Origin of the sequence: Actinosynnema sp. NPDC059335 (genome assembly GCF_042752395.1) — a bacterium.
Classification (GTDB): domain Bacteria; phylum Actinomycetota; class Actinomycetes; order Mycobacteriales; family Pseudonocardiaceae; genus Actinosynnema.
In genome coordinates this window covers 24,872-49,635 of sequence record NZ_JBHYXZ010000028.1, presented here as the reverse complement: position 1 = coordinate 49,635, position 24,764 = coordinate 24,872, and the positions used below count along the sequence as shown (strand labels likewise).

The 24,764-nt window shown below is 73.8% G+C and carries 24 protein-coding genes and 1 pseudogene; 12 read left to right on the top strand and 13 right to left on the bottom strand.

All coding sequences use genetic code 11. The features are described 5' to 3' along the window. Positions 1-32 precede the first annotated feature (32 nt). Positions 33-362 (bottom strand): helix-turn-helix domain-containing protein, encoded by a 330-nt coding sequence (locus ACFXGA_RS11885; RefSeq protein ID WP_378086888.1) that lies wholly within the window; start codon positions 360-362, stop codon positions 33-35. A 163-nt stretch (positions 363-525) separates the two neighbouring features. Here ACFXGA_RS11885 and ACFXGA_RS11880 point away from each other — a divergent pair, with 163 nt between their 5' ends. Further along, positions 526-756, top strand: coding sequence for a transcriptional regulator (locus ACFXGA_RS11880; RefSeq protein WP_378086886.1), 231 nt, complete (start codon positions 526-528; stop codon positions 754-756). Positions 757-889: 133 nt separating this feature from the next. Further along, on the top strand, positions 890-1,702 hold the full coding sequence (locus tag ACFXGA_RS11875) for a tetratricopeptide repeat protein (RefSeq protein WP_378086884.1): 813 nt from the start codon (positions 890-892) through the stop codon (positions 1,700-1,702). 4 nt (positions 1,703-1,706) lie between these two features. On the opposite strand, the gene ACFXGA_RS11870 is transcribed toward ACFXGA_RS11875, so the two are convergent. Next, positions 1,707-2,885, bottom strand: a complete 1,179-nt coding sequence (locus ACFXGA_RS11870; protein ID WP_378086882.1) for a Fic family protein — start codon at positions 2,883-2,885, stop codon at positions 1,707-1,709. Between the two features lie 404 nt (positions 2,886-3,289). Here ACFXGA_RS11870 and ACFXGA_RS11865 point away from each other — a divergent pair, with 404 nt between their 5' ends. The 4 genes and pseudogenes from ACFXGA_RS11865 to ACFXGA_RS11850 all read left to right on the top strand — a co-directional run bounded on the left by ACFXGA_RS11865 (position 3,290) and on the right by ACFXGA_RS11850 (position 5,356). After that, positions 3,290-3,508 carry a toxin-antitoxin system HicB family antitoxin gene (locus ACFXGA_RS11865; RefSeq protein WP_378086880.1) on the top strand — a complete coding sequence of 73 codons (219 nt, stop codon included), beginning with the start codon at positions 3,290-3,292 and terminating at the stop codon, positions 3,506-3,508. 40 nt (positions 3,509-3,548) lie between these two features. Further along, positions 3,549-3,914, top strand: coding sequence for a DUF4097 domain-containing protein (locus ACFXGA_RS11860; protein WP_378086878.1), 366 nt, complete (start codon positions 3,549-3,551; stop codon positions 3,912-3,914). A gap of 167 nt (positions 3,915-4,081) precedes the next feature. Then, positions 4,082-5,006: pseudogene (locus tag ACFXGA_RS11855) on the top strand (ATP-binding cassette domain-containing protein). After that, positions 5,003-5,356, top strand: a complete 354-nt coding sequence (locus ACFXGA_RS11850; RefSeq protein WP_378086876.1) for a hypothetical protein — start codon at positions 5,003-5,005, stop codon at positions 5,354-5,356. Before ACFXGA_RS11855 ends, ACFXGA_RS11850 begins: the two are co-directional and overlap by 4 nt. Before the next feature lie 109 nt (positions 5,357-5,465). Here the strand turns inward: ACFXGA_RS11850 and ACFXGA_RS11845 are convergent, their stop codons facing one another. Further along, positions 5,466-6,008, bottom strand: coding sequence for a peroxiredoxin-like family protein (locus ACFXGA_RS11845; protein WP_378086874.1), 543 nt, complete (start codon positions 6,006-6,008; stop codon positions 5,466-5,468). A gap of 94 nt (positions 6,009-6,102) precedes the next feature. On the opposite strand from ACFXGA_RS11845, the gene ACFXGA_RS11840 reads away from it, so the two are divergent. Then, on the top strand, positions 6,103-6,711 hold the full coding sequence (locus ACFXGA_RS11840) for a TetR/AcrR family transcriptional regulator C-terminal domain-containing protein (RefSeq protein WP_378086872.1): 609 nt from the start codon (positions 6,103-6,105) through the stop codon (positions 6,709-6,711). A gap of 277 nt (positions 6,712-6,988) precedes the next feature. Here ACFXGA_RS11840 and ACFXGA_RS11835 read toward each other — a convergent pair whose 3' ends face one another. The 3 genes from ACFXGA_RS11835 to ACFXGA_RS11825 form a co-directional block, all read right to left on the bottom strand. Continuing rightward, the gene (locus ACFXGA_RS11835; protein WP_378086871.1) at positions 6,989-7,297 is read right to left on the bottom strand and encodes a hypothetical protein; all 309 of its coding nucleotides are present in this window, start codon (positions 7,295-7,297) and stop codon (positions 6,989-6,991) included. Next, positions 7,281-7,520, bottom strand: coding sequence for a DUF397 domain-containing protein (locus ACFXGA_RS11830; RefSeq protein WP_378086869.1), 240 nt, complete (start codon positions 7,518-7,520; stop codon positions 7,281-7,283). Before ACFXGA_RS11830 ends, ACFXGA_RS11835 begins: the two co-directional genes overlap by 17 nt. A gap of 132 nt (positions 7,521-7,652) precedes the next feature. Further along, positions 7,653-8,528, bottom strand: coding sequence for a helix-turn-helix domain-containing protein (locus ACFXGA_RS11825; protein ID WP_378086867.1), 876 nt, complete (start codon positions 8,526-8,528; stop codon positions 7,653-7,655). A 213-nt stretch (positions 8,529-8,741) separates the two neighbouring features. On the opposite strand from ACFXGA_RS11825, the gene ACFXGA_RS11820 reads away from it, so the two are divergent. Continuing rightward, entirely contained in the window at positions 8,742-9,575 is an 834-nt protein-coding gene (locus tag ACFXGA_RS11820; protein WP_378086865.1) for an SAM-dependent methyltransferase, read from the top strand. A gap of 59 nt (positions 9,576-9,634) precedes the next feature. Here ACFXGA_RS11820 and ACFXGA_RS11815 read toward each other — a convergent pair whose 3' ends face one another. Genes ACFXGA_RS11815 through ACFXGA_RS11805 form a run of 3 tightly spaced genes read right to left on the bottom strand, consistent with a single transcriptional unit; the run spans position 9,635 to position 11,735 of the window. Further along, entirely contained in the window at positions 9,635-10,435 is an 801-nt protein-coding gene (locus ACFXGA_RS11815; protein WP_378086863.1) for an alpha/beta fold hydrolase, read from the bottom strand. Continuing rightward, entirely contained in the window at positions 10,432-11,148 is a 717-nt protein-coding gene (locus tag ACFXGA_RS11810; RefSeq protein WP_378086861.1) for an SRPBCC domain-containing protein, read from the bottom strand. The genes ACFXGA_RS11815 and ACFXGA_RS11810 overlap by 4 nt, the downstream gene beginning before the upstream one ends. A gap of 2 nt (positions 11,149-11,150) precedes the next feature. Then, on the bottom strand, positions 11,151-11,735 hold the full coding sequence (locus tag ACFXGA_RS11805; RefSeq protein WP_378086859.1) for an ArsR/SmtB family transcription factor: 585 nt from the start codon (positions 11,733-11,735) through the stop codon (positions 11,151-11,153). 249 nt (positions 11,736-11,984) lie between these two features. Here ACFXGA_RS11805 and ACFXGA_RS11800 point away from each other — a divergent pair, with 249 nt between their 5' ends. Then, the gene (locus tag ACFXGA_RS11800) at positions 11,985-12,692 is read left to right on the top strand and encodes a DUF2306 domain-containing protein (protein ID WP_378086857.1); all 708 of its coding nucleotides are present in this window, start codon (positions 11,985-11,987) and stop codon (positions 12,690-12,692) included. Here ACFXGA_RS11800 and ACFXGA_RS11795 read toward each other — a convergent pair. Beyond that, positions 12,666-13,157, bottom strand: coding sequence for a methylated-DNA--[protein]-cysteine S-methyltransferase (locus tag ACFXGA_RS11795; RefSeq protein ID WP_378086855.1), 492 nt, complete (start codon positions 13,155-13,157; stop codon positions 12,666-12,668). The genes ACFXGA_RS11800 and ACFXGA_RS11795 overlap by 27 nt on opposite strands. After that, positions 13,154-14,629: an AlkA N-terminal domain-containing protein gene (locus ACFXGA_RS11790; RefSeq protein WP_378086853.1), complete on the bottom strand. Its 1,476-nt coding sequence runs from the start codon at positions 14,627-14,629 to the stop codon at positions 13,154-13,156. The genes ACFXGA_RS11795 and ACFXGA_RS11790 overlap by 4 nt, the downstream gene beginning before the upstream one ends. Before the next feature lie 618 nt (positions 14,630-15,247). Between ACFXGA_RS11790 and ACFXGA_RS11785 the strand changes: the two genes are divergently transcribed. After that, entirely contained in the window at positions 15,248-19,306 is a 4,059-nt protein-coding gene (locus ACFXGA_RS11785) for an AAA family ATPase (protein WP_378086851.1), read from the top strand. A gap of 113 nt (positions 19,307-19,419) precedes the next feature. Beyond that, positions 19,420-19,893, top strand: a complete 474-nt coding sequence (locus ACFXGA_RS11780) for a DUF2165 domain-containing protein (protein WP_378086849.1) — start codon at positions 19,420-19,422, stop codon at positions 19,891-19,893. A 65-nt stretch (positions 19,894-19,958) separates the two neighbouring features. On the opposite strand, the gene ACFXGA_RS11775 is transcribed toward ACFXGA_RS11780, so the two are convergent. Further along, positions 19,959-22,325, bottom strand: coding sequence for a LuxR C-terminal-related transcriptional regulator (locus tag ACFXGA_RS11775; protein ID WP_378086848.1), 2,367 nt, complete (start codon positions 22,323-22,325; stop codon positions 19,959-19,961). After that, on the bottom strand, positions 22,322-23,599 hold the full coding sequence (locus tag ACFXGA_RS11770; protein WP_378086846.1) for an Hsp70 family protein: 1,278 nt from the start codon (positions 23,597-23,599) through the stop codon (positions 22,322-22,324). The genes ACFXGA_RS11775 and ACFXGA_RS11770 overlap by 4 nt, the downstream gene beginning before the upstream one ends. A gap of 222 nt (positions 23,600-23,821) precedes the next feature. On the opposite strand from ACFXGA_RS11770, the gene ACFXGA_RS11765 reads away from it, so the two are divergent. After that, positions 23,822-24,721, top strand: coding sequence for an IniB N-terminal domain-containing protein (locus tag ACFXGA_RS11765; RefSeq protein ID WP_378086844.1), 900 nt, complete (start codon positions 23,822-23,824; stop codon positions 24,719-24,721). Positions 24,722-24,764 lie beyond the last annotated feature (43 nt).

Here is a 24,764-nt window from a genome sequence, read left to right as displayed (position 1 = left end):
GCCCCCGCACGGGTCCGCCCCGGGACGCCCGGTCAGTCCAAACGCTTGAGCCGTCGGTCCAGCTCGGCCAGCAGCTGCTGGTTCGTCAACTGCGCCGGGTCCGGCGAGACGCGGTCGAGGTTGACCTCCTGGGCGGTGAGCAGCCGCGCCTCCACCATCACCTCCAACGGGCTCATGCCGAACGCCTTGGCGATCAGCCGGGCGCTGTCCAGCGACGCCCGCTTGCCCTGCCGCCACTGCGTGAAGCGGCTCTTGTCGATCCCGGTCGCCTTGGTCAGGTCCGCCGTGGTCATCCCCCGGTCGTCCAGCTGCCGCTGCACGAAGTCCCACCAGGGCGCGCCCGCGCTCTTGTCTGTGGTCACCGCGCCATCGTAGATGCGTGTGCGCAACGGGTGTTGCGCGCTCCCCACAGGTAACCCCCGACCTGCACGTTGTGCGCACACAACTGTCATTGCGCGAGCACAACTCACTGCTAGGTTGGGTCCGCACAACACGCGTTGGGTATGCACAACACGAGGCTGGCCCATGCCGAACACGATCAAGCTCCGCACCGATGTCTTCACCAAAGCCGCGCGGCTCGCCGGGTTCTCGTCCGACTACGCGCTGGCGAAGGCCATGGACGTCAACCGCTCCACGGTCGCGCGCGTCCTGAGCGGCGACCTCCAGCCGGGCCCGGCGTTCATCGGGGGCGCGCTGACCGCCCTCGCGCCGATGCAGTTCCACGACCTGTTCGAGATCGTCCCCACGCAGCGGTGATGACGGTCCGTGGCCTTGCCGTCCCGCGCCCGTGTGACACCGGACCGCCGAGAGTCCGCTACATCAGCGGTGTGCGCCCTCACCCGTCTGGGCGACACTCGTGATCAAGTGACGTGAGCGGGGGTGGCACGAGGTGAGCGACGAACCACGGCACGCCGTCGCGCGGTGGCGCCGGGAGCTGCCGACCGACCGGCGGACGACCGGGCCGGCCTGGTTCGCCGCCCACCGCGACGGGCTCCTGGCCGCGCTGCGGGACGCGGTGGCCGAGCCGGAGGCCGCGGCGGCGCTGTTCGCCGACGTGTGGCCGGCGCTGCCCGACGACGTGGACGAGACGTGGGCGCGCGACCTGCTGGCGGTCGGCGCGGACCTCGCCGCAGCGCTGCCCACGTCCCTGCTGCTGGCCGCGGGCTTCCGCCGTGCCGCCGAGGCTCTGCGGGCGCGGGGGTCGCTGCGCCTGGCCGCCGTCGCGGGCATGCGCGAGCTGGCGATCCACCGCCTGCGGGACGACGACCCGGACGCCACCGCCGGCGCGCTGCACGACCTGGCCGCGACCTACCGCGCCGAGGGCCGGATGCACAAGGTCGTCGGGTGCGCGGACGAGGTGCTGGAGCTGTGCCTGCTGCACGACGACCGGCCCGGCACGGCGCGGGCGCTGGCGCACCTGGGCGCGTTGATGGTCGAGGTGGGCCGCCCCGACTCGGCGGTCACCTACCTGGCCCGCGCGGACAAGGTGTTCGAGGAGCTGCCCCGCCCCACGACCGCGACCACCGTCGAACGCGCCGAGTGCCTGACCCTGCTCGGCCGGGCGCTGTGGCTGACGGGCGACCGGGCCGTGGCGCACCGGCGGTTCAACCGCGCGCTGGCGCTGCTCATCGGCGCCGACGACGAAGCGGCGCAGCGCGTCCGGGACCTGGTGGCCGAGCTGGAGGCGGACCGGGACCCGTGACGGGTCAGGGCGTGGTGTCGGGGTTGTCGGCCAGCAGGCGCAGCACGTCCCGGCACAGGAACACCCGCCGGTAGCCGCGGAACTCCCACGGCACGAGGACGCCCAGCTCGACCAGGCGGGCGGTGAGGTCGGTGGCGGCCTTGGCGGTGACGCCGTACCGGGTGCGCAGGGACCGGTGGTCCACCGCCGGGAAGCCGATCAGCTCCGCCGCGACCAGCGGCAGCTTCCCCTTGCGCGGCAGGCGGGCCGCGTACTCGGCGGCCAGCGCCTCCAGGTGGCCGATCAGCCGGAGCTGGGCCAGGGCCTGGTCGCGGACGGCGGCGGCGAAGAAGTCGACCCACCGGTCCACCCGGCCGGTGTCGACCACCGCCCGGATCTGCCACTGGTACTCGGCCAGCGCGGTGTCCAGCCACACCGACAGCGGCAGCACCTGGTCGCGCACCAGCCCGGACCGCACCAGCTCCAACGTCGAGAACGTGCGCGCGACGTGGCCGTTGGCGGTGGGGAACGGTTGCAGCACCTCGAGTTGGTAGTGCGCGAGCGCGATCTTGGCGATCCTCGGCTGCTCGTCCTCCTCGCGCACCCACGTCGACCACTGCTCCAGCAGCGCGACCAGGTGCGCGCCGGTCGCGGTCAGCAGGTAGGCCCGCTCGTCGCTGAGGCCGAGCCGGCCCGGCGCGTGCCGCAGCACGTCCCGCGCGCTGCCGCCGGGCTCGCCGCCGGTCATGATCGCGGCGACCTCGCCGACCAGGTCGGCGTCGACCGGCGCGCCGGCGCGGACGCGGGCCAGGCCGTGCGCGAAGGCCCGCAGGAACGGCGCGACGAGCTGGGACGGCGCGGCACTGTCGGTGGGCGGCGGGCCGTCCTCGGACGCGAGCAGGTCGGCCGCGAACGTCTCGCGCAGGCCCACCGCGACCCCGGACAGGCCGGCCGAGCTGTTCGCGTCACGGACCTGCGTGGCCCGCACCAGCGCCGGTCTGACCCCCAGCCGGTCGGCCGCCTCGTCCAGCCGGCCGAGCGCGTGCTCGGCCTCGGCGCACGCGCGGTAGGTCGCGGCGGGCAGCGTCAGGTCGGAGGGCAGCGGCGGCGGCAGGTAGGCGCCTTCACGCCGCAGTGCTTCGGGGATGCCGGGGAGCCCTGCCACCGGCGACCACTGCCCGTCGGGCAGGGGGCGGAAATTCATGGCGGGAAGCTTGCACCGGGAGCCGACATCCTGGCAAGGCGTTCACGGGACGAAGTGAAGTTACTTGGCAGTTCACTACACATCGACGCAGATGGGCCGTTAGGCCGAACGAGTCACTACTTTCGTACCGTTCCGCAAGATTACGGGCCATCGCCCGTTGATCAGGTCATCTGCGCTGGTCAAGTGGGTGCTGGCCGATAGTCGGAACACTGCCGACGCATATTCCGCCACGCGTGCGGCGCGAGGTGCTCGATTCCACCCCAGGAGAGCTGGAATAAAACGATCACCGCACGCCGTCACGTTCCGGAATGGACCAGTGGTCCCATAACCCCACTATTCCACCCGAACGGGTGGAGACGCCTCAACCCTCACCACACACTGCCGTGACGCCACGCGGGCTTGCCATGGCACCACTGTGGCGCCCGGACGAGGGCCCGGTCGCGCGGATCAACCTGCGGCTGCCCGAGCCCCTGAAGCTGCGCGTCGAGGAGGCGGCGAGCCGCGAGGGCGTCTCCGTCAACGCCTGGCTGGTGCGCACCGCCGCGGCCGGCCTGGGTCGTCGCGGCCGGACCTCCACCGGCGCGGTCGCGCCCGGCCGGCACTTCACGGGCTGGGTCCGCTAGCAGCCCGAACACCCACCAGACCCGTTCACAGGGGACAGCCATGCCTTCTTTCGCCACGCCCGAACCCATCACCCTCGCGCTCGACGTGCTCACCGGCGACGTCCTGATCAGCGCCGCCAACGGGGACATCTCCGTCGGCCGCTGCGGCGGCGACGTGGACGCCAAGACCGCCAGCGGCCACATCCGGCTCGACCAGGTCGTGCGCGGGTCGGTCGTGCTGCGGACGCAGTCCGGCGACCTGGAGGTCGGCATCGGCGAGGGCACGGCCGCCTGGCTCGACATCCGGTCCGCGGCCGGACGCGTGCGCAACGAGCTGACCAACGTGGACGCTCCGGGCGAGCACGAGGAGCGGGTCGAGGTGCACGGCCGGACCTCGTTGGGGGACATCGTCATCCACCGCGCCTGAACCACACCACCGTGCCGGCCCTCGACGCCCACCCGGACCGGCTCACGGGTCCGGGCGGACCGCCCCTCCCGTCCGCCACCGGGGAGTCGCTGTCGGAAGCCGACGTCCCCGCCCCCACCTCACCGGCGCGCGAAGCCTGCCGCCGCTCATCGACCAGGAGCACCACCATGGCCATCACGGCCTCCGGCCTGCGCAAGACCTACGGCGACCACGTCGTGCTCGACGGCCTCGACCTCCGCGTCGCGCCCGGCACGGTGTTCGCCCTGCTCGGCCCCAACGGCGCGGGCAAGACGACGACCGTGCAGATCCTGTCCACGCTCATCTCCCCCGACCGCGGCGAGGCGGTGGTCGCGGGCCACGACCTCGTCCGCGACCCCGCCGGCGTGCGCGCGGCCATCGGCGTCACCGGCCAGTTCTCCGCCGTGGACAACCTCCTCACCGGCGAGGAGAACCTGCTGCTGATGGCGGACCTCAACCACCTCGGCCGCCGGGACCGGCGTCGCCGCGCCGCCGAGCTGCTGGCGCGGTTCGACCTCGTGGACGCCGCCCGCAAGCCCGCCGCCACCTGCTCCGGCGGCCTGCGCCGACGCCTCGACCTCGCGATGACGCTGGTCGGCGAGCCGCGGCTGATCTTCCTGGACGAGCCGACGACCGGCCTGGACCCGCGCAGCAGGCACGCCATGTGGGAGGTCATCCGCGGCCTGGTCGCGGACGGCGTCACGATCTTCCTCACCACGCAGTACCTGGAGGAGGCCGACCAGCTCGCGGACCGGATCGCCGTGCTCAACGGCGGCCGGCTCGTCGCCGAGGGCACCTCGGCGGAGTTGAAGCGGCTGGTCCCGGGCGGGCACGTGCGGCTGCGGTTCGCCGACCGCGCGCACGCTCGACCTCGCGGCCAGGGCGCTCGGCGGTTCCCCCGACGACGCGGCGCTGACCCTGGACGTGCCCGGCGACGGCGGCGTGCACCAGTTGCGGGCGCTGCTCGACCGGCTGGACGGCGCCGCGGTCGACGTGCAGGACCTGTCCGTGCACACGCCCGACCTCGACGACGTCTTCTTCGCCCTCACCACCGAGAGGACCGCACGGCGATGAGCACCACGGCCATCCGCGACACCACCACCATGCTGCGCCGCAACCTGCGGCACATGCAGCGCTTCCCGATGATGTCGATCGGCACGATCGGCATGCCGGTGATGATGATGCTGCTGTTCGTGCACGTCTTCGGCGGCTCGCTCGGCCCGGCCGCCGGCGCCGGCGCGTCCTACGTGGACTACCTGGTGCCGGGCATCCTGGTGATGACCGTGGGCGACACCCTGCGCGGGCTGCTCGTCGGCACGCCGATCGGGGACAGCGGGTACTGGGCGGTCGGCTGGTGCCTGGTCCTCGCCGCGGTCGGGTACGCCAGGGCGCGGGTCCTGTTCAACCGCGACCCGTCCCGCTGAGCCCGGCCGGGGGGGGGGGCCCCCCCCGGGGGGGGGGGGGGGGGGGCCCCCGGGCCGAGGTCGAACGGGTGTTCGACCGTCCACAACTGGGGACAACCCTGTGGACAACTCAGTCCTTGCTGGTCAGGGCCTGTGCATGGGCGAGCAGTTCCTCCACCGACCACTGGTCGTACGCGTGTTGTCCACGCTTCTCCGCAACCACCGAGCCGTCCGGCGCGATGAGGAAGTCGGCGGGCAGGCCGAGCCGTCCGCCCTCCGGCTTCGGCAGCGGGCGGCGACCGCGCAGCACCGGGCCGAGGTCGCGGACCACGCCGCGCGCGATCGCGCCCCAGGCGCGCGGGTCGAGCAGCGAGCGCGGCGCGGACTCGACGCCGAACTCCACGTACAGCCGCTTCTCCGGGTCGCCGACCACGGCGAACGGCAGGTCGGCCACGTGCGGGCGCAGTTCGGCGGCCGAGGAGTGGAACACCACCACCTCGGTGACGCCGTGCGCGGTGATCTCGTCGTGCCGCGCCACGATCGACCGCAGGTGCAGGTTGCACACCGGGCAGCCGGCGAAGCGGCGGAACTGCAGGTGCACCAGGCGGTCCGGGTCCGGCACCCGCACCGCGCCACCTGAGACGGACTCCCACTCGCGTGCGTCGACCTTCACGGCGTTCCCCCTGGTCCGGTAAGCGTGCGCTGTACGCTCACGACGCTATGCGCGTACTGCGTACGCTGTCAACTCCAGTACGCTGTCGTGCGCCATGCCGCGTCCCAAGTCGCTGTCCCCGGCCGCGCTCGCCGCCGCCACGCTCGCCGTCCTCGACCGCGAGGGCCTGGCGGCGCTGTCGATGCGCGCGGTCGCCGCGGAGCTGGGCATGGGCACGATGTCGCTCTACCGGTACGTCGCGGACCGGGACGAGCTGGAGGCGCTGGCGGTCGACCACATGCTGTCCGATGTGGACACCCGGCCGCCGCGGGCGCTGTGGGACAAGCAGGTCGCGGTCCTGGTGGAACGGGTCCGGGCGGCGATCGCCGCGCACCCGAACGCGGTGCCGCTCACGATGGCGCACCGGCACCGGTGCCCGAGCCTGCTGCGCTGGTCGGAGTCCGTGCTGGAGGTCCTGACCGCGGCCGGGTTCACCGGCGAGCAGCGGGTCATCGCGTTGCGGGCGCTGCTGAGCTACGTGATCGGGGCGACCGAGATCGAGCACCGCAGCCCGCTGCCCGGACCGGGCACGGAGGCGATGGCCGCGCTGGGCGAGCGGTACCCGCTGCTGGCCGAGACGGCCGCGACGGCGCGCACGATCACGCCGGACCTCGAGTTCCGCCGCGGCCTGGACGTGGTGCTGAGCGGTCTGCGCCGCCCCTGAGCGACCCGCCCCTGAACGACCCGCTCCTGAACGACCCGCCGCCGACCAACAGCCTGCCGCCGAACGACGGGCCGAGACGGGGTGGCCGGCGTGGGGACCGAAGCCGACCTCGGCCCCCACGCCGCTGATGCGACGAACACGGAGTTGCGCTCCGAGCGTGGCGTCGACGTCTTCGGGCGCGGAGTCGACTCCCGCTGCGTCTCCAGGTCAAGTTCGCCGTGAGGGGGCCGCCAACCCCCTCGGTCCCGTCCGCCACCGCGGACGCGGACGGGAAGCCTCACCCGACCCGGTCGTCGTCGGGCAGGTCGAGCAGCTCTTCGAGCACGTGCGTGGCCGGTCCGCAACGGCGCCACGAGAACCTGCTGGGCGACAGCACGTTCACCTCGTCGGCGGGCATCCGCATGGCGACCGCGTCGTCCTCGGTGTGCAACCGCACGACGTCGATGACCGCGTCGTGCGCCCGCACCCCGACCACGGCCGCCAACTCGCCCCGGGCGTCACGCGGGTGCAGGAACTGGAACCCGCGCGCGATCAGCTCCCGGAGCTGGAACGTCGTCCGGGACGAGTGGTCAGTGGACGAGGTCATCGAACTCCCCGTCCCTGGCCCCCGCCACGAACGCGGCGATCTCCGCCCGCGTGTAGACCAGCGCGGGACCGTCGGGGAACCGGGAGTTGCGCATCGCCACGTCGCCGCCGTCGAGCGCGGCCAGCTCGACGCAGTTGCCGATCGCGTCGCTGTGGGAGCTCTTGGTCCACGTGACGCCGTTCAGGTCGGCCGCGGACATGCCGTTGTGAACCTTGATGGCCATTCGAGATCACCCTCCGAGCCATGTGATGCATCTGCACGTGCATCCGGTTGTGCACGGACCGTAGCACCGGCGACTGCACGGGTAAATGCACGTGCAGATGCGGAGCGTGAACTTCGCCCGGTTGGACGACAGCTACAGCTCCGCCCGCCGCTTGGCCAGCATCTGCCGGCTCCGGTCGGGCGTCTCGGCGTCCACCGTCAGCCGGTCGAACACCCTGCTGTAGATCTCCAGCTCCTCGACTTTGTCCAGGTAGAGGGCACCGGCGAGGTGTTCGAGGTACACGATGTCAGGCAGGTCCGGCTCGCCGAACCTGAGCATCGCGAAAGGTCCCTTGGCCGCGTACCCGGCCAACGGGAACGGCACGATCTGGAGCGTGACCGGGCCGTCCTTCGTCACGCTGAGCAAGTAGTCGATCTGGTTGACGAGGACCTGGCGGCCGCCGATCGTCCGGTACAGGACCGACTCGTCGACCACCGCCCAGAGCCGCGGCGCGCCCGGCCGGGCCAGGATCCGCTGCCGCTGCATCCGCAGCGCCACCCGCCGCCGCACCTCGGGCGTGACCAGCTCGGGCCGGCCGTGGCTGGAGATCGCCGTCGCGTACTCCTCGGTCTGGAGCAGGCCCGGCACGAACTGCGTCTCGTAGACCAGGATCCGCGACGCGGCCTCCTCCAGGCCGACGAAGTCGTGGAACCAGTCCGGCATGAGGTCGGTGTAGCGGTGCCACCAGCCCGGGGAGTTCGAGCGCCGGACCATGTCGAGGAACTTCTCCCGCTCGCCCGGGTCCTCGACGCCGTACATGGTGAGCAGGTCGCCCACGTCGCGCGGCTTCAGGCCGACGCGGCCCAGCTCCATCCGGCTGATCTTCGACTCCGAGCCGCGGATGGCGTAGCCCGCGTCCGCGCGGCTGATCTCCGCCGCCTCCCGCAACCTGCGCAGCTGCGCCCCGAGCACGATGCGCAGCGCGGTGGGACCGCTGTCCCGCTCCGGGGTGGGTTCGTCCGTCGCCATCGCCGATCCTCCCGCCCGTTGTGACCGTCCCACCCGAACAGCGGTTGCGTCCGGGGAGTGCCGACTCGCATCGTCACTGAACGTACACCCATGATCTTGCCCGGTCAGACGTATGAGTCCCACTCACGCGTTGAGCCCATACCCTTACGCTGAGCGGACTGTGACGCGGTGCACAAGACATCACTCCCATCCCCGTAATGCGAGGTCACCACAATGCCGGGTTCGTCCTCGGACGCCGCCGCCCCCGTCTACATCGACACCACGAAGGCCAGCATCGCCAGGGTCTACGACGCCTTCCTGAACGGCAAGGACAACTACGAGATCGACCGTGAAGTGCTGCGCCGGGTGCAGCAGGTCGCGCCGGAAGCGGCCACGCTCGCCGTGGACAACCGCAGCTTCCTGATCCGCGTCACCCGGTTCGTCGCGAGCCAGACGGGGATCTCGCAGTTCCTGGACTGCGGGTCCGGGTTGCCCACCGCCGAGAACACCCACCAAGTGGCGCAACGGATCAACCCGGATGCACGAGTGGTGTACGTGGACAACGACCCGGTGGTACTGGCCCACGGTCGCGCGCTGCTGGAGGAGAACGACCAGACGCACTTCTCCGCCGCCGACATCTTCAAGCCGCGGGAGATCCTCAACGACGAGGTCGTGCGCAAGCACATCGACTTCAGCGAGCCGGTGGCGCTGTTCCAGCTCGGCACGCTGCACCACTACAACGGCGACTCGCCCACGTCGGCCGAGATCATGGCGGAGTACATCGACGCCCTGCCGTCCGGCTCGTACGTCGCGATCTCGCACTTCCTCGACCCGGAGACCGAGGAGCACTCGGCCATCGCGCGCCGCATGGAGCAGACGTTCCTGCACTCCCCGATGGGCAGCGGGCGGTTCATCACGATGAACGAGCTGCAGGGGCTGTTCCACGGGCTCGAACTGGTCGAGCCGGGCGTGGTGATCTGCGCGGACTGGTGGCCGGACGGCCCGCGGCTCAAGGCGCTCGACGCGGTGAGCCACTGCATCGCGGGCGCGGTCGGCCGCAAGCCCTGACGGCGTCGCGTGCGGCGGTGGTGGACGGGGGACCCCGCCCACCACCCGGTTCCGCGCGGTCAGCGGCGGAAGAAGTCGACCAGCACCGGCGCGGTCACCTTGGCCTTGACCATGTGCGTCTGGCCGGGGAGCACGGTCAGCTCGCCCTTCGGCAGGGTCGAGGCCAGTCGCCGCTGCGCGTTGCGCAGGTACTCCGGGCTCTTGCCGCCGGCGATCACGAGCGCGGGCGCCTCCGCGCCGGCCCACCGGTCGGCGGCCGGCGGCGTGCCGCGCTGGAACTCGGCGACGAGCGCGAAGTCGTGCGGCAGGGTGTGCGCGACGGCCTTGAGCTTCCGCCACGGCGGCATGACCCGGAGCAGCGCGATCACCGGGCCGGGCGTGCCGACGTACCGCATGAACAGCTTGACCGCGTCGCCCCGGCGGCCTTCGGCGAGCGCGCGGCGCACCCGGTCCGGCAGGTCGTCGGCCATGGGCTCGCGGGTGTCGTCGACGATCATCGGCGACTCGTAGATCGCGATCCGCTCGGCCGCCACGCCGCGGTGCGCCGCCTCGGCGACCAGAGTGCCGCCGGAGGACATGCCGAACAGGTGCGCCGAGCCGCCCGCGTGCTCGATGAGAGCGGCGATGTCCTCGACCTCGCGCTCGACGTCGTAGGACGTGGCGTTGCCGCTCTCGCCCCGGCCGCGCCGGTCGTAGGTGTAGACGGTGAAGTGCGCGGCCAGCTCGCCCGCCAGGGCCGTGGCCGGGCCGAAGGCGCGGTGGCACAGCGCGCCGTCCACGATGATCAGCGCGGGGCCGGAGCCGACGCGCGTGCAGGCGATCGTCGTGCCGTCCTTGGACACGACCCGTTCCGTGGTCATGCGAGGTCCTCCATCCAGGTCGACCACGTCCGCTCGTCGCGGTGGTCGTCGGTGAACACGTGGTGCATGGCGGTGGGGAAGCCGGCGATCCCCTGGAAGAAGCGGTACAGCGCGCGGTCCGTGCGGATGCCCGCGGTCTGGGCGTTGGCGAAGTAGACGACGCCGGGCTCGCCGTCGAGCGCGACCTCGTCGCCGGTGCGGGGGGCGCGGTCGAGGCCGAGCTTGCGGCCGAGCTTCGCCCACGTCGCGGGCCAGTCGGCGACCGGAGGGCCGAAGGCGGTGACCGGGCGGGCGGTGCGGCCGGCGAAGTGGCGCAGGTAGGTGACGAGGGTCTGCCAGAACATCTCGCCGCCCGCGAGCATGGCCTCGAACTCGTCCTCCCAGTCGTCGCCGGGCAGGAAGCCGCTCGCGACCATGCGCAGCACCGTGCTGCCCCGGTCGCGGCCCTCGATCAGGAACTCGTAGGCGACGAACCGGCCGTCGGGCTCCTCGTCGCCGCCGTAGGCGAGGCGCTTGCCGGGCTCCCAGGCGGTGATCGAGTGGGCGGGGCGGTAGTCGCCGAACGCCTGCCGGACGACCTCGCCGGGCTCGACCTCGTTCGAGCCCATGAACCAGGAGTCGATGCCGGGGCCGGTGGCGATGGCCTCCCAGACCTGCTCCGGCGTCACGCCGTCCAGCTCGGCTTCGTTGACGCCTTCGAACGCGTGACCCATCGTCACTCCTTCGGGATGCTCGGGTGGACGGCGACGACCACGCGGTGTGGTCGTCCGCCGGGCGCGGACTCGTCGTGGTACTTGGCGACCAGGGTCGTGACGGCGGCGGCCAGCTCCTCGGCGAACGCCGCGCGGTCGGCGGCGGTGGCGAAGCGGACCTCGCCGTCGAGGGCGAAGGTGGCGACCCTCTTGTCCGCCTTGGCCGCGCCGGTGATCAGCGTGCCGACGTCGCGGACCAGCCGTGCGGCCACGGCCAGGAGCCAGCGGGCCGACAGGCGGTCGGGCGCGCGTTCCGGGTCGGGCTGGACGGCGGCCAGGGCCGTGGGCGAGATGACGTAGGACGCGGCGGTGGCGCGCATGACCCGTTCGGTCATGTTGCCCTTGCGGCGTTCCTCGGCCAGCTCGACCAGGCCGTGCTGCTCCAGCGTGCGCAGGTGGTAGTTGACCTTCTGCCGGGGCAGCCCGATCTTCGCCGCCAGCGTGGTCGCCGAGTTCGGTTCGGCCAGCTCGGCCAACAACCTCGCCCGCACCGGGTCCAACGAGACCTCGGCCACCGCCGGGTCCTCGATCACCGCCACTTCGAACATGCCGGAACCCTCTCACCGACAACTTCTCTTGTCAAGCCAACAGACCTTGTCGGCCGCGCGTGTCCTACGTCCGCGTCACGCGTGTCCTACGTCCGGAACGGCCGAGTTGAGCGTTCAGAACAAGGCCGGTCGTCCTGAACGTTCAACTCGGGGTGCGCGAACGTAGGACACGCGCGTTCTGGAGGTAGGACACGCGGGTTGTGCGGGGATGGTGCGTGGTTGGTCAGCGGGGGGCGGTTGGGTGCGGGCATGGGGATGACGAAGTGGTACCGGCGGCCCTGGGTGGTGCCGTTCGGGTTCTTGGTGCTGGTGTTCGTGGCGTTCTCGGTGCCGCCGTACGTGACGTTGGACCCGGCGTTGTCGCGGGTGCCCGAGGTGCCCGCGCACCCGTGGCACTTCCCGGTGCTCGTGGCGCACGTGCTGTTCGGGTCGGTGGCGATCCTGACCTGCGTGGTGCAGGTGTGGCCGTGGTTCCGGCAGCGGTACCCGGTGGCGCACCGGCGGGTCGGGCGCGTCTACGTGTTCGCCGGTGTGCTGCCGGGCGGGGTGACGGCGCTGGCCATCGGCGCGGTCTCGCCGTTCGGGCCGCTCAACCAGGTGGGCAACGTGCTGATGGGGGCGCTGTGGCTGGCGTTCACGGTGGCGGGCTTCCGGATGGCGCGCCAACGCCGGCACGTCGACCACCGCCGGTGGATGATCCGCAGCTTCGCGCTCACCGCGTCGATCATGAGCAACCGGATCTGGGCGGCCGTCGCCGCGATCACGCTGTCGCCGCGGCTGGACACCGCGTTCGGCGGCAGCGAGGTCGCCCTGCTCCAGACGGTCTCCGGGCTGGCCGCGTGGCTCGGCTGGACGATCCCGCTGCTGCTGGCCGAGTGGTGGCTGGAACGGGGCGACGCCCGCAGGCGCCGCGCCCGCCGCGCCCCGGCCTCAGATCGGCAGCCGGTAGGCGTCTGACCGCTGCTCGAAGTCGAGCAGCTGCCGCTTGCGCACGATCCCGCCCGCGTACCCGGTGAGGCCGCCGTTCGCGCCGACCACCCGGTGGCACGGCACGATGATGCTGATCGGGTTGTGCCCGTTGGCGAACCCGACGGCCCGCGCGGCCGACGGCCGGCCCAGCTGCCGGGCCAGCTCGCCGTACGTCGTGGTCTCGCCGTACGGGATCTCGCGCAGCAGCCGCCACACGGTGCGCTGGAACGGCGTGCCGACCGGGTCGAGCGGCAGGTCGAACGACGTCCGCGCGCCGTCGAAGTACTCGGCCAGCTGCGCGATCACGTCCCCGAAGGGCGAGGGGTCTTCGGGGCCGAACGACTCGTGCGGCGGCCGGTACCGCTGCTCGGCCAGGTACAGCCCCGACAGCACGCCGTCCCGCGCGACCAGCGTGAGCGGTCCGACGGGGCTGTCGACGGTGGTGTGGCTCATCGACGGACGTCCTCTCGGGCGGGCAGCCGGTTGATCGCGTGGTCACCGGTGGCCCACAGGTACTGGACGGCGTAGGCCCGCCACGGGCGCCACGCCTCGGACCGCCGCACCAGGGCGGCGGGTGTGTCGGGCAGGCCGAGGGCTCGGGCGGCGATGCGGATGCCGAGGTCGGTGGGGGTGAACGCGTCGGGGTCGCCCAGCGCCCGCATCGCGATCACCTCCACCGTCCACGGCCCGAACCCGGGCAAGGCCAGCAGGTCGGCCCGCGCCTTGGCCCAGTCCGCGCCGACCCCGAGGTCGATCTTCCCGTCCGCCAGCGCCTCGACCAGCGCGCGGAACGCGGTCTTGCGGGCCTGCGGCATCGCCAGCACGGCGGGGTCCAGCGCGGCCAGCGCCGACGACGTCGGGAACAGGTGGGTCAGCCCGACGTCGGTGATCGGCTCGCCCGCGGCGGCCACGAGCCGGCCCGCGTGGGTGCGGGCGGCGGCCGTGGACACCTGCTGCCCCAGCACCGCGCGCACGGCGAACTCCTCGGCGTCCACCGTGCCCGGCACGCGGCGGCCCGGTCCGGCGTCCACCACGGGTCCGAGCAGCGGGTCGGCGCGCAGTCGCTCGTCCACCGCGACGGGGTCGGCGTCGAGGTCGAGCATCCGCCGGCACCGCGCGATGGCGATCGACAGGTCGCGCAGGTCGCTCAACGCGAGCCGGCACGCCACGTGGTCGGCCTGCGGCGTCAACGACACCACGCCGTGCCCGCGCGGCAGCCGCAGCGTGCGCCGGTACGCGCCGTCACGCCACTCCTCCACCCCCGGCACGCCGGTCGCGGCGAGGTGGCCGAACAGGTTGTCCGGCCGCAGCGGCGCGCGGAACGGCAGCCGCAGCGACAGCACGCCCGGCGTGTCGGGCGCGGGGCGCCGGCGGGCGCGCAGGTCGGTCGGCGACAGGCCGAACACCTCGCGCACCGTCTCGTTGAACGCCCGGACGCTCGCGAACCCGGCCGCCAACGCGACCTCCGCCATGGGCAACGCGGTCGTCTCGATGAGCAGCCGGGCGGTCTGCGCGCGCTGCGCCCTGGCCAGCGCCAGCGGTCCCGCGCCCAGCTCGGCCATCAGCAGCCGTTCGAGCTGCCGCACGCTGTAGCCGAGGCGGGCGGCCAGGCCGGGCACGCCCTCGCGGTCCACCACGCCGTCGGCGATCAGCCGCATGGCCTTCGCCACCGCGTCGGCGCGGTGGTTCCACAGCGGGGACCCCGGCGACGCGTCGGGACGGCACCTCTTGCACGCCCGGAATCCCGCTTGTTGCGCGGCCGCCGCACTCGGGTAGAACCGCATGTTCTCGACCTTGGGCGCGGTGACCGGGCAACTCGGTCGACAATAGATCCGGGTGGTCAGGACCCCGGTGAAGAACCACCCGTCGAACCGGGCGTCTTTCGACCGCACGGCCCGGGCGCAGCGTTCCGCTTCTTCGTGCACGGCACCAGCATCGGTCAAAGCGGCACCCGGTGGCCGGCGGAAATGCGACATGGCGGAAAACCGGGCCGGACGGGTCGCGCCGCACCGCGTCGTGCGGCGCACCCGGAGGGCTCGGCGGCCCCTGGGCCCGACACCGGCTAGCGGTGCGTCGGGACGGCGAGCCTGGCCAGGAGGTCCAGACCCACCTCGGCACGGTCCCGACCGTGCGCGTCCAGCACCGTCCTCACGATCGGGCAGACCCGTGCTTCACCGGGGACACCCCGGTCCTCACGGGCCGTGACCGGCACGGGCGCGGGCCGCACCGGGTCAACTCCGCCCGGCGTGGCAGGTCGCCGCGCCGTTCCACCGGTCGTGCCGGTGGGGGGCGCACCGCTGAGAAGACCCCCAGGACCCCTCAGCGACGAACGAGCTGCCACTCGCGGTAGTTGCCTGCGACACCACTTCGACCGGTCCCTCCGCATGCCCTCGACGACGTCATCGGAACGTCTCGACCAGTTTGTCGGCGCAAGTCGTTAGGGTGGACTCACAAGGGCTCCACCGGTCGGCAAACGACCTGTTCACGCGCTCACATCCGGTTTTCCGGTCCGGAACGCCGGATCTTGAGGAGGCACGTCGCGGATGGCTGGTTCCGGTCCGGGGTCGGGTCCCCGCGCCCTGTTCGCGGAGCGGTTCGCGCTGCTCTACGCCGAAGCCGGCGACCCGCCTTTGAAGAAGGTGACCGAGTCCGTCGCCCGCGCGCGGCGCACCGACGAACGCGGTCGCCCGGTCCGCGCGACCGCGCAGCGGGTCAGCGACTGGCGTCGCGGGCGAAACGTGCCCGCCCGTTTTCCGGCACTCTCGGTAGTCCTCGAGATCCTGATCGGCGAGGCCCGCAAGTCGCGGCCGCAGCCGCCGGCGCCCGGCCTGTACGACCTGGACGCGTGGCGCGCGCTGTGGGAGGAGGCGCTGGCCAGCCCGGTGTCCTCGTCGGACGTCGAGGACCCGCCGAGTTCCGAGGAAATCGGCGTGTGCCCCTATCGGGGATTGGCCGCGTTCCAGCCGGAGGATTCGAGCTGGTTCTTCGGCCGGGAACGCAGCACGGCCGCGCTGGTGTCCCGACTGGGCAGTGCCGCGGAAACCGGCGGAATCGTGATGCTGGTCGGCGCGTCGGGCGCCGGGAAATCGTCCCTGGTGCGCGCCGGCGTGATCCCGTCCATTCGCGACGGCGCGTTGGCGCTGGAGGGTTCGACGAATTGGCCGGCGGTGGTCATCACGCCCGGCGTCGACCCGGTGAAGGAATTGGTCCGGCAGATCCCGGAATTGTCCGACGTGCTCGACCTGGCGCTCACGCCGGACGCGGTGGACCACGACCTGGTGGCGGCCGGGCACGGGCCCGACACGTTCCTCGGGCAGGCGCTGCTGGGCGTGCCGCGGTTCGCCGCGCGGATCCGGGCCGCGTTCGCGGCGTACGCGGCGCGGCACGGCGGCGAGCGGGTGGTCGTCGTCGTGGACCAGTTCGAGGAGGCGTTCACGCTGTCCTCGGACGAGAACCGGGTGCAGGTGTTCGTGCAGGCGCTGCACGTGGCGTGCACGCCCGCGGTGCCCGGCGGCACGGCCCCCGCGGTGGTGCTGGTGGGCGTGCGGGCCGACTTCTACGGCCGCTGCCTGGCGTTCCCGGAGCTGGCCGACGCGTTGCAGGACCGGCAGATGGTGCTGGGGCCGATGACGTCGGCGGAGCTGCGGGAGGCGGTGTCGCGGCCCGCGAAGGCGGCGGGCCTGCAACTGGAGCCGGGCCTGATCGAGCTGATGCTGCGCGACCTCGGCGTGCGCAGCGGCCGGGCGAAGGCGGGCGGCGGCCAGGGCGCGTACGACGCGGGCGCGCTGCCGCTGCTGTCGCACGCCCTGCTGGCCACCTGGCAGCGCCGGCAGGCGGGCAAGCTGACCATCGCGGGCTACCGGTCGGCGGGCGGCATCCAGGGTGCGGTGGCGGCCACCGCGGAACGGGCGTGGGCGGACCTCGCGCCGCCCGCGCAGCAGGCGGCGCGGCCGTTGCTGCTGCGGCTGGTGCGGGTCGGCGAGGACACGCAGGACACCCGCCGCCGCTCGACCCGGCACGAGCTGGTCGAGCAGGCCGCGAACCGGACCGCGGGCGAGGAGGCGCTGGAGGTGCTCGCGCGGGCCCGCCTGGTCACGCTCGACGCGGGCTCGGTGGAGATCACGCACGAGGCGCTGCTCCAGGCGTGGCCGCGCCTGCGGAGCTGGATCGACCAGGACCGGGAGGGCCAGCTCCTGCGGCAGCGCCTGGAGGAGGACGCGGGGACGTGGGCGGGCCAGGACCGCGACCCGTCGCTGCTGTACCGGGGCGCACGGCTGGAGACGGCGCGGCACTGGGCGGACGCCGCCGGACCCGAGGGCCTGACCGGGACCGCGCAGGACTTCCTGGCGGTGTCGATGCAGTACCGCCGGCGGGCCGCGTGGGGCCGGCGCGCGGCGGTGGCGTGCGTGGTGGTGCTCGCGCTCATCGCCGCCACGGCCGCGGTGGTGGCCGTGCGGCAGCGCGACGACGCGGTGTTCCGGCAGGTGGTGGCGGAGGCGGACCGGTTGCAGGAGTCCGACCCGTCGCTGTCGGCGCAGCTCGCCCTGGTGGCGCACCGGATGCGGCCCGACGACCGCGACGTGCAGACCCGGCTGCTGTCCACGCAGACCACGCCGCTCGCGATCCCGCTGGCCGGGCACACCGGTCCGGTGTACCTGACCTCGTACTCCCCCGACGGGCGGTTCCTGGCCACCGCGAGCTTCGACCAGACCGTGCGGCTGTGGGACCTGCGCGACCCCGACGACCCGAAGCCGCTCGGCTCGCCGCTGACCGGGCACCGCAGCTGGGTCACCTCGGCCGTGTTCAGCCCGGACGGTCGGACGCTCGCCACCGCGGGCAACGACCAGACCGTGCGGCTGTGGGACGTGACGGACCCGGAGCGGCCGCGCTCGCTCGGCCAGCCGCTGACGGGCGGCAACGACACCGTCTACCTGCTCGCGTTCACGCCGGACTCGCGCACCCTGGTCACGGCCAACGCCGACGGCACGGCGCGGCTGTGGGACGTGGCCGACCCGGCCGCGCCGCGACCGCTGGGCGAACCGCTCGGCGGGCACACCGCGCAGGTGCGCGCGGTGGCGGTCAGCCCGGACGGCGCGCTGCTGGCCACCGGCGGCGACGACAACACCGTGATCCTCTTCGACCTCCGCGACCGGGCCGCCCCGAAGGCGCTCGGCGCGCCGATCACCGGGTTCGACCACCGCGTGCACTCGCTCGCGTTCGGCCCGGACGGCCGGGTGTTGGCCGTCGGCAGCGAGGACCACACGGTGCGGCTGTTCGGGGTGGCCGACCCGGCGGCGCCGCGGCCGCTGGGCCGCCCGCTGACCGGCCACACCGAGGGCGTGTGGTCGGTGGCGTTCAGCCCGGACGGCCGGGTGCTGGCGTCCGCGGGCGGCGACGGCACCACGCGGATGTGGAACGTCACCGACCCGGAGCGCGCGCAGCCGCTCGGCCGGCCGCTGGCCGGGCGCAGCGGCATCGTCTACGCGGTGTCGTTCAGCCCGGACGGCCGGACCCTGGCCACCGGCAGCCACGACTCCGTGGTGCGGCTGTGGTCGCTGCCGCACGGCGTGCTGGTCGGCCACTCGGCGCGCACCGTGGGCCCCGTCTTCACCCCCGACGGCCACCACCTGGTGTCGGGCAGCGAGGACCGGTCGGTCCGGGTGTGGGACACCGGCGACCCGGCCACGCCCGAGTCGGCCGCGGTGGTGTCGCACGGCGCGCCCGTGTGGGCGGTCGAGCTGAGCGACGACGGGCTGACGCTCGCCACGGTCAGCGACAAGGCGGTGCGGCTGTGGGACCTGTCGGACCCGGAGCGCCCGCGCCCGCTGGGCGAGCCGATCGAGGTGGGCACCCGCTACAGCTCGCCGGTGGCGTTCCGGCCCGACGGCAAGGTGCTGGCCACCGGCGCCACCGACACCTCCGTGCAGCTGTGGGACATCAGCGACCGGGAGCACCCGGAACGGCTCGGCAACCCGCTCGTCGGGCACACCGAGTACGTGCACTACGTCGGGTTCGCCCCGGACGGCCGGACGCTCGTCACGGCGAGCGCGGACAAGACCGTGCGGCTGTGGAACGTGTCCGACCCGGCCGCCGCCCAGCCCTCGGGGCACCCGTTGACCGGGCACACCGGCGCGGTGGGTGCGGCCGACATCAGCCCGGACGGCCGGACGTTGGCGACCGCGAGCGACGACCGGACGGTCCGGCTGTGGGACGTGAGCAGGCCCGACCGGCCCGAGCCGCTCGGCCGGCCGCTCACCGGGCACGTGGAGGCCGCGGTGGCGGTGGCGTTCAGCCCGGACGGGACGACGCTGGCCAGCGGCGGCGAGGACCGGACCATCCGGCTGTGGGACGTGCACGACGCGCAGCGGCCCATCGCGGTCGGCCGGATGCTGACCGGGCACGACGGCGGGCTGCGCGACCTGCAGTTCAGCCCGGACGGCAAGCGGCTCGCCTCCACCAGCTCCGACAGCACGGTGCGGCTGTGGGAGCTGGACCTGGACCACGTCATCGAGCGGCTGTGCAGCAAGACCAAGGGCGTGCTGCCGGAGGAGCGCTGGCGCGAGCACCTGCCGCAGCTCGACTACGAGCCGCCGTGCCCGTGACGGGGCGACCCGGCGGACGGCACCCCGAACGGTCGTCTTGACTGGTGAATTCTTCCCGTGGACTTCCGGTGGATCGTGACTAGGTTCTACAGAACATGCGCGCACTTGCCAGGGTGGGGACCTCACAGGCGGCGATCACGGCGCTGACCGGGATCACCGCGCTCTACATGGGTCTCGTCGTGTTCGGCAACATCACCGACTACGAGACCAACCACGCGTTCGTGCAACACGTGCTGGCCATGGACACCACGTTCGGCTCGCCCAACACGTCGTGGCGCGCGATCACGAACCCGACCGTCGTGACCGTCGCCTACGTGCTGATCATCGCGTGGGAGGCGGTGACCGCGCTGGTCCTGCTGGCCGGGCTGGTGGCCTGGCTGCGGCGGCGCGAGGAGTCGGCGCGCCGGCTGTCGTCCGCGGGCTGGGTCATGCAGGTGCTGCTGTTCGGCGGCGGGTTCATCGCGATCGGCGGCGAGTGGTTCGTCATGTGGCAGTCCAAGGACTGGAACGGGTTGTCGGCCGCGTTCCAGAACTTCGTCATCGCCGCGCTCGGGCTCGTGCTGCTGCACGCGGGCAAGCGCGACTGACCTCTCCGGACCGGGGGCCGTCTCCCCGCCTGACGGCCCGGCCGGGAGCAGCGGTTTTGCCGTGCCTAGCCGACGATCTGGCGGAGCTGGTCGAGCAGTTCGGCCCGGCTGGCGCAGCCCAGCCGCTGCCGCATCCGGGCCACGTGGTGCTCGACCGTCTTCGCGGAGATGAACAGGCGGTCGCCCACCTGCTTGTAGGTCAGCCCGCCCACGACCAGCTCCGCCACCTCGCGCTCGCGGTCGCTGAGCTTGCCCGCGTCCACCTCCGCCACGGGTTCGGGCTGCTTGCGCGCGGTCGCGGCGGGCCGGCCCTGGAGCAGCCGGGCGCAGTCGAGCAGGCGCACCATCGCCTGCCGGTCCGACGTCCTTATCGCCGCCTGGCCGGCCAGGCGTGCCGCGTCCCACCACTGGCCCACGGCCTGCAGCCCGCGCGCCGACTCCTCGACCTGGTCGGCGTCCACCTTGCCCGCCACCACGTCGAGCCAGCTCTCCGCCGCCGCCGACACGACGCGCGCGTACCGGCTGCGGTCCCGGCACGCGGCCAGCGACGCCGCGTGCTCCTCGGCGACCGACGTCTCCTCGGCGATGATCGCCGCGTGCAGCGCGCTCCAGTGCAGCGGCACGGACCACAGGCTCGGATCGCCCAGGTCCCGCAACAGGGTCCGCGCCGCCGCGAGGTGCGGCGCGAGCCGGTGCTGGTCGCGCAGCCGCGCGGCGGCGGTGGCGAACTCGCCCAGCGGCAGGAACGTGAACAGGTCGACCGGGTGCCGCAGCACCGCCTCGCACGCCTGCTCCCACGTCCGCTTCAACGTGGCCAGGTCGCTCGTGCGGCGCGCGACGCCGATCTCCAGCGCCACCGCGAACAGCCAGTCGCGCGGCTCCAGCGGGCGGCCCGCCTTCCGCAGCGCGGCCAACGTCTCGCGGGCCCGCGGCAGGTCGCCGCGCTGCATCGCGATCCAGGCCCGCAGCAGCCGGTGCCGCACGGCCATCAGCGCGCCGCCCGACGCGGTCGCGAGCGCCCGGTCCAGCACGGACTCGGCGATCCCCGGCTCGCCGCTGTGCAACGCCACCAGCGCGGCCAGCGCGGCGGGCGTGTCCGGCAGCAGCACGGCCCGCCCGGCGGGCTCCAGCAACCCCGCCGCGCGGACCAAAGTGGACAGCGCGGTGGTCGCGGACGACGTCACCGACTCCACCACGCCCTGCGCCATCAGGGAAGCGCCGCCGTCGAGCATGGTCGGCGGCGCCTCCGGCAGCGCCTCGTCCGGCAACCGCCCCGTCCCGACCCGGCCGATCACCGCGAACGCCGCCGACGTGGCGCTGGACGACCACCGGTGCAGCTCCGTGCCGCGGGCGAGCTGGCCCCGGTGCGCCAACGCGATCGCGGCCACCTCCGCCGCCGCGCCGCGGTGCTCCGGGTCGCCGCCGGACAGCACGCCGTCCGCCAGCCGCAGCGCGGCGTCCAGGTCGCCGGCCATCGCCGAGGCCACCGCGCGCCGCACGGCCACGTCGGGACCGGCCGTGCCGACGGACTCCAGCAGCCGCGCCGCCAGCGCCGGGTCGGTCGCCAACGCCTCGTCCGCCGCCGCCCGGAACACGCGCCCCAGCTCCGGCCCGGCGACCCCGATCAGCGGCCGCACCAGGTCGAGCACCGGTCCGCCCGACCGCAGCTGCAACTCCGCCAGCCGCTGCCGCACCGCGATGCGCCGGTCCGTGCGGCTCAACGCCGCCACCGCCACCCGGGCCACGGGCGGCAACGCGCCGTCGGCCCCGACGAGCCCGGTGGCCCGGCCCGCCTCGATGACGTCGCCCACCGCGTCGGCGTCGAGCCCGAGCAGCCCGCCGAGCAGGTCCAGCCGCAGCGCCGCGCCCGCCTCGGCGGCGAGCAGGTACTTCTGCACGTCGGCGTCCAGCCAGTCCAGGTCGGCCCGGAACGACGCCACCACCTCGGGCGTCAGCTCGGCCGCGGTCAGCCCGGCCAGCCGCCGCACGAACCGCGGCACGCCGCCGGTCTGCTGGTGCACGAAGTCCGCGAGCCCGCGCGCGGACGGCGGCAGCACCGCCCGCACCTGCTCCCGGGTGAACGGCTCCAGCGCCAGCGCCGGCCGGGCCCGGCCCAGCGACTCGGCCAGCGCCGCCAGCGCCCGCGACCGCGGCCAGGGCCGGTAGGCCACCACGACGTTGGCGTCACCGCGTTCGACGCGGGCGCGCAGGGACAGCAGCTCGGCGTCGGGCAGCAGGTGCGCGTCGTCCACCACCGTGGCCGACGCGCCCGCGTCCTCGAACGCCCGCTCCAGCTCCCGCAGCACGGTGGTCTTGCCGTGCCCGCCGGGCGCGACGACGCCGAGCCGCACGACGGCTCCCGCCGCGACGGCGTCCAGGACCTGCGTGACTTCCGGGGACAACACCGGACGCGCGGTCGTGCTCAAGCTCAACGGCCATCCTCGGGATCACGGGCGCGGCGCCCACCGGTCACGACGAGCCCGCGCACGACGCGCTTCACCGTGCGCCGCTCGGGCAGGTCGAGGGGGGTGATGTCGACGGGTGGCCGCGGCGGCGGCGCGGTGAACTCCGCGTCCGGCACGTCCAGGCTGCCCACGGGGAACCTCAGCAGCGGGTCGTCGTCCCGCACCAGCACCGACGTCTCGATCGGCTCGGGCTCGGCGTCCGGGCCGACCACGAGCCGGCGGGCCGCCAGCGCCGCGCCCTTCACCACCGACGTCTCCGGCGCGGCCTCCAGCACCACCCGGCCCGGCACGGACGCCGCGACCAGCGGGATGCGGGCGCTGCCGCCGACGAGCACGGTCATCGCGACGCCCGACGCGACCCTGGTGAACAGCGACACGGCCTGCTCCACGTCGGCGCGGACCAGGTCCTCGAATTGCGCCCGGGTGATCGGCACGTCCACCCGCCCGGACGGCAGGTGCACCGGGATCGCCGTCTCGACCGTGCCGGACAGCACGCGCTTGGCCGCCTCGCAGTCGCGGCGCAGCCGCGCGTGCAGGCCGCGGGTGCGGGGGTCGTCGGGGTCGAGGTCGGTCAGCTCCCGCCCGAGCGAGGTCCGCACGTGCGCGAGCACCGCGTCGTCGAAGTCGGCGCCCGCCGCCTGGTCCACCCCGTCGGCGGTGGCGACCAGCTCGAACCCCCGGCCCACCACGGAGGCGCTGAACGCGTGGCTGCCCAGGCTGAACACGCCGAGCGGGCCGACGGGCGACCGGGTGAACGCGTGGTTCTCGGCCGCCGCGACGGGCTCGGGCACCAGCGACGCCGCCACCCCGACCGACCGCAGCGCCCGGTGCGCCAACCCCTTGGCGTGCGGCCCCCACCCGGGCGGGTGGGCGAGCACGACGTGCTCGGGGCGCTCGCCCTCGCGTGCCGCGACCTGGTCGACCACCCACATGACCAGCAGCGCGGTCAGCTCCTCGGCCGGGATCCGCTCGACGCCGCCGAGCACGACCGGGGTCGTGTCGCCGAGCCGGCGGACGAAGCCCGTGGCGGTCCACCGCGGGTCGCCCGGCTCGCCGACCGCGAACGCGCCGTCGGGGGTGAGCTGGAGCGTCGAGGCCACGCCGCCGCCGGGGCCGCCCAGGTCGACCGGTTCCGGTTCGCCGCGACCCGCGCCGCCCAGCCGGCACACGGCCGCCGCGGTGCGCGTGGAGCCCACGTCGACCCCCAGGACGTACGGCAACGCGGCGGCCTCCTCACTCACCTGAACGAATTACGGCCAGTGCCTACACGGGTCACGAGATGGTCACAAGTCCATCCCCTAATCCCCTAGGGAGTGAACGAGTCCCACCCCATAGTGGTTGCGGCATCTACGGGGAGTAATCCCCGATGGCCGGTCGGCGGCCTGCTCCTAGCGTGGTCCAGGCCGGATCCCACCCCTGCCGGGCCGGCTTCCCGCGTCCTACTCGACCAGGAGAGATCGATCATGGGCTCCAGCCCCACCACGCTGCACGACTTCGTCCTCGACCTGCTCAGCGACCCGACCGCGCTGGCCGACTTCCAGGCCGACGCCGAGGGTTCCCTGGCCGCGGCGGGCCTGAGCGACATCAGCGCCCTGGACGTGCAGGAAGTCATCCCGCTGGTGCTCGACTACGTGCCGACCGGGAGCCTGCCCGCTCTCGACGGCGCGCTGCTCGAGGACCTGCCGCTCGACCTGGTCGACGCGGGCCAGGCCGGCGCGATCTTCCGGCTCAAGGCCGTCGCCGACCAGCTCGCCGTGTCGGGCGCCACCGGCGCGGGCGACGTCAAGGCCGCCGTGGCGGGCACGCTCAGCGCGGACGCCGACGGCCTGGCCCTGTTCGGCGGCGTGTCGAGCTGGGACCTGCTGGACGGCTCCGCGGCGGCGGAGCTGTCGGTCGAGGGTGACTTCTCCGCGGTGGGTGACGTGACCGACACCCTGGACGGCACGCTGCACACCGCCACCGGTCAGGTCTCGGACCTGACCGCCACGGCGACCGGCACGCTGGACGGTGCCGTCGCCACCGCGGGTGGGGTCACCGGCTCGCTGCCCGGCGCGGACGGCCTGACCAGCACCGCGTTCGGCGCCGTCGACACGCTGCACGGCGTGGTCGGCTCCGTGACCGGTGGCCTCACCAGCGCGCTGCCCGCCAACCTGGGCAACGTCGCCGACCTCGGCGACACCCTCGACGTCTCCGGCGCCACCGACCTCGCCGGCGCCGCACCCCTGTCCGGCGTGACCGACACCGTCGCGGGCGTCGCGGACACCGCCGGCGTCGGCGGCGTGGTGAGCAACGTCACCGGCACGGTCGACCACCTGGACCTGCCGGTCGTCGACTCGCTCGGCGTGGACGACCTGCTCTTCTGAGACTGATCCACCACCGGAGGGCCGGTCCTGCCCGTGGGGGGCG

What these genes read in the sequence shown, in the direction of transcription:
- ACFXGA_RS11880 (WP_378086886.1), top strand. Translation starts at nt 526, where the DNA reads ATGCCGAACACGATCAAGCTCCGCACCGATGTCTTCACCAAAGCCGCG.
- ACFXGA_RS11870 (WP_378086882.1), bottom strand. Translation starts at nt 2,885, where the DNA reads ATGAATTTCCGCCCCCTGCCCGACGGGCAGTGGTCGCCGGTGGCAGGG.
- ACFXGA_RS11865 (WP_378086880.1), top strand. Translation starts at nt 3,290, where the DNA reads ATGGCACCACTGTGGCGCCCGGACGAGGGCCCGGTCGCGCGGATCAAC.
- ACFXGA_RS11860 (WP_378086878.1), top strand. Translation starts at nt 3,549, where the DNA reads ATGCCTTCTTTCGCCACGCCCGAACCCATCACCCTCGCGCTCGACGTG.
- ACFXGA_RS11850 (WP_378086876.1), top strand. Translation starts at nt 5,003, where the DNA reads ATGAGCACCACGGCCATCCGCGACACCACCACCATGCTGCGCCGCAAC.
- ACFXGA_RS11840 (WP_378086872.1), top strand. Translation starts at nt 6,103, where the DNA reads ATGCCGCGTCCCAAGTCGCTGTCCCCGGCCGCGCTCGCCGCCGCCACG.
- ACFXGA_RS11835 (WP_378086871.1), bottom strand. Translation starts at nt 7,297, where the DNA reads ATGACCTCGTCCACTGACCACTCGTCCCGGACGACGTTCCAGCTCCGG.
- ACFXGA_RS11830 (WP_378086869.1), bottom strand. Translation starts at nt 7,520, where the DNA reads ATGGCCATCAAGGTTCACAACGGCATGTCCGCGGCCGACCTGAACGGC.
- ACFXGA_RS11825 (WP_378086867.1), bottom strand. Translation starts at nt 8,528, where the DNA reads ATGGCGACGGACGAACCCACCCCGGAGCGGGACAGCGGTCCCACCGCG.
- ACFXGA_RS11820 (WP_378086865.1), top strand. Translation starts at nt 8,742, where the DNA reads ATGCCGGGTTCGTCCTCGGACGCCGCCGCCCCCGTCTACATCGACACC.
- ACFXGA_RS11815 (WP_378086863.1), bottom strand. Translation starts at nt 10,435, where the DNA reads ATGACCACGGAACGGGTCGTGTCCAAGGACGGCACGACGATCGCCTGC.
- ACFXGA_RS11810 (WP_378086861.1), bottom strand. Translation starts at nt 11,148, where the DNA reads ATGGGTCACGCGTTCGAAGGCGTCAACGAAGCCGAGCTGGACGGCGTG.
- ACFXGA_RS11805 (WP_378086859.1), bottom strand. Translation starts at nt 11,735, where the DNA reads ATGTTCGAAGTGGCGGTGATCGAGGACCCGGCGGTGGCCGAGGTCTCG.
- ACFXGA_RS11800 (WP_378086857.1), top strand. Translation starts at nt 11,985, where the DNA reads ATGGGGATGACGAAGTGGTACCGGCGGCCCTGGGTGGTGCCGTTCGGG.
- ACFXGA_RS11795 (WP_378086855.1), bottom strand. Translation starts at nt 13,157, where the DNA reads ATGAGCCACACCACCGTCGACAGCCCCGTCGGACCGCTCACGCTGGTC.
- ACFXGA_RS11785 (WP_378086851.1), top strand. Translation starts at nt 15,248, where the DNA reads ATGGCTGGTTCCGGTCCGGGGTCGGGTCCCCGCGCCCTGTTCGCGGAG.
- ACFXGA_RS11765 (WP_378086844.1), top strand. Translation starts at nt 23,822, where the DNA reads ATGGGCTCCAGCCCCACCACGCTGCACGACTTCGTCCTCGACCTGCTC.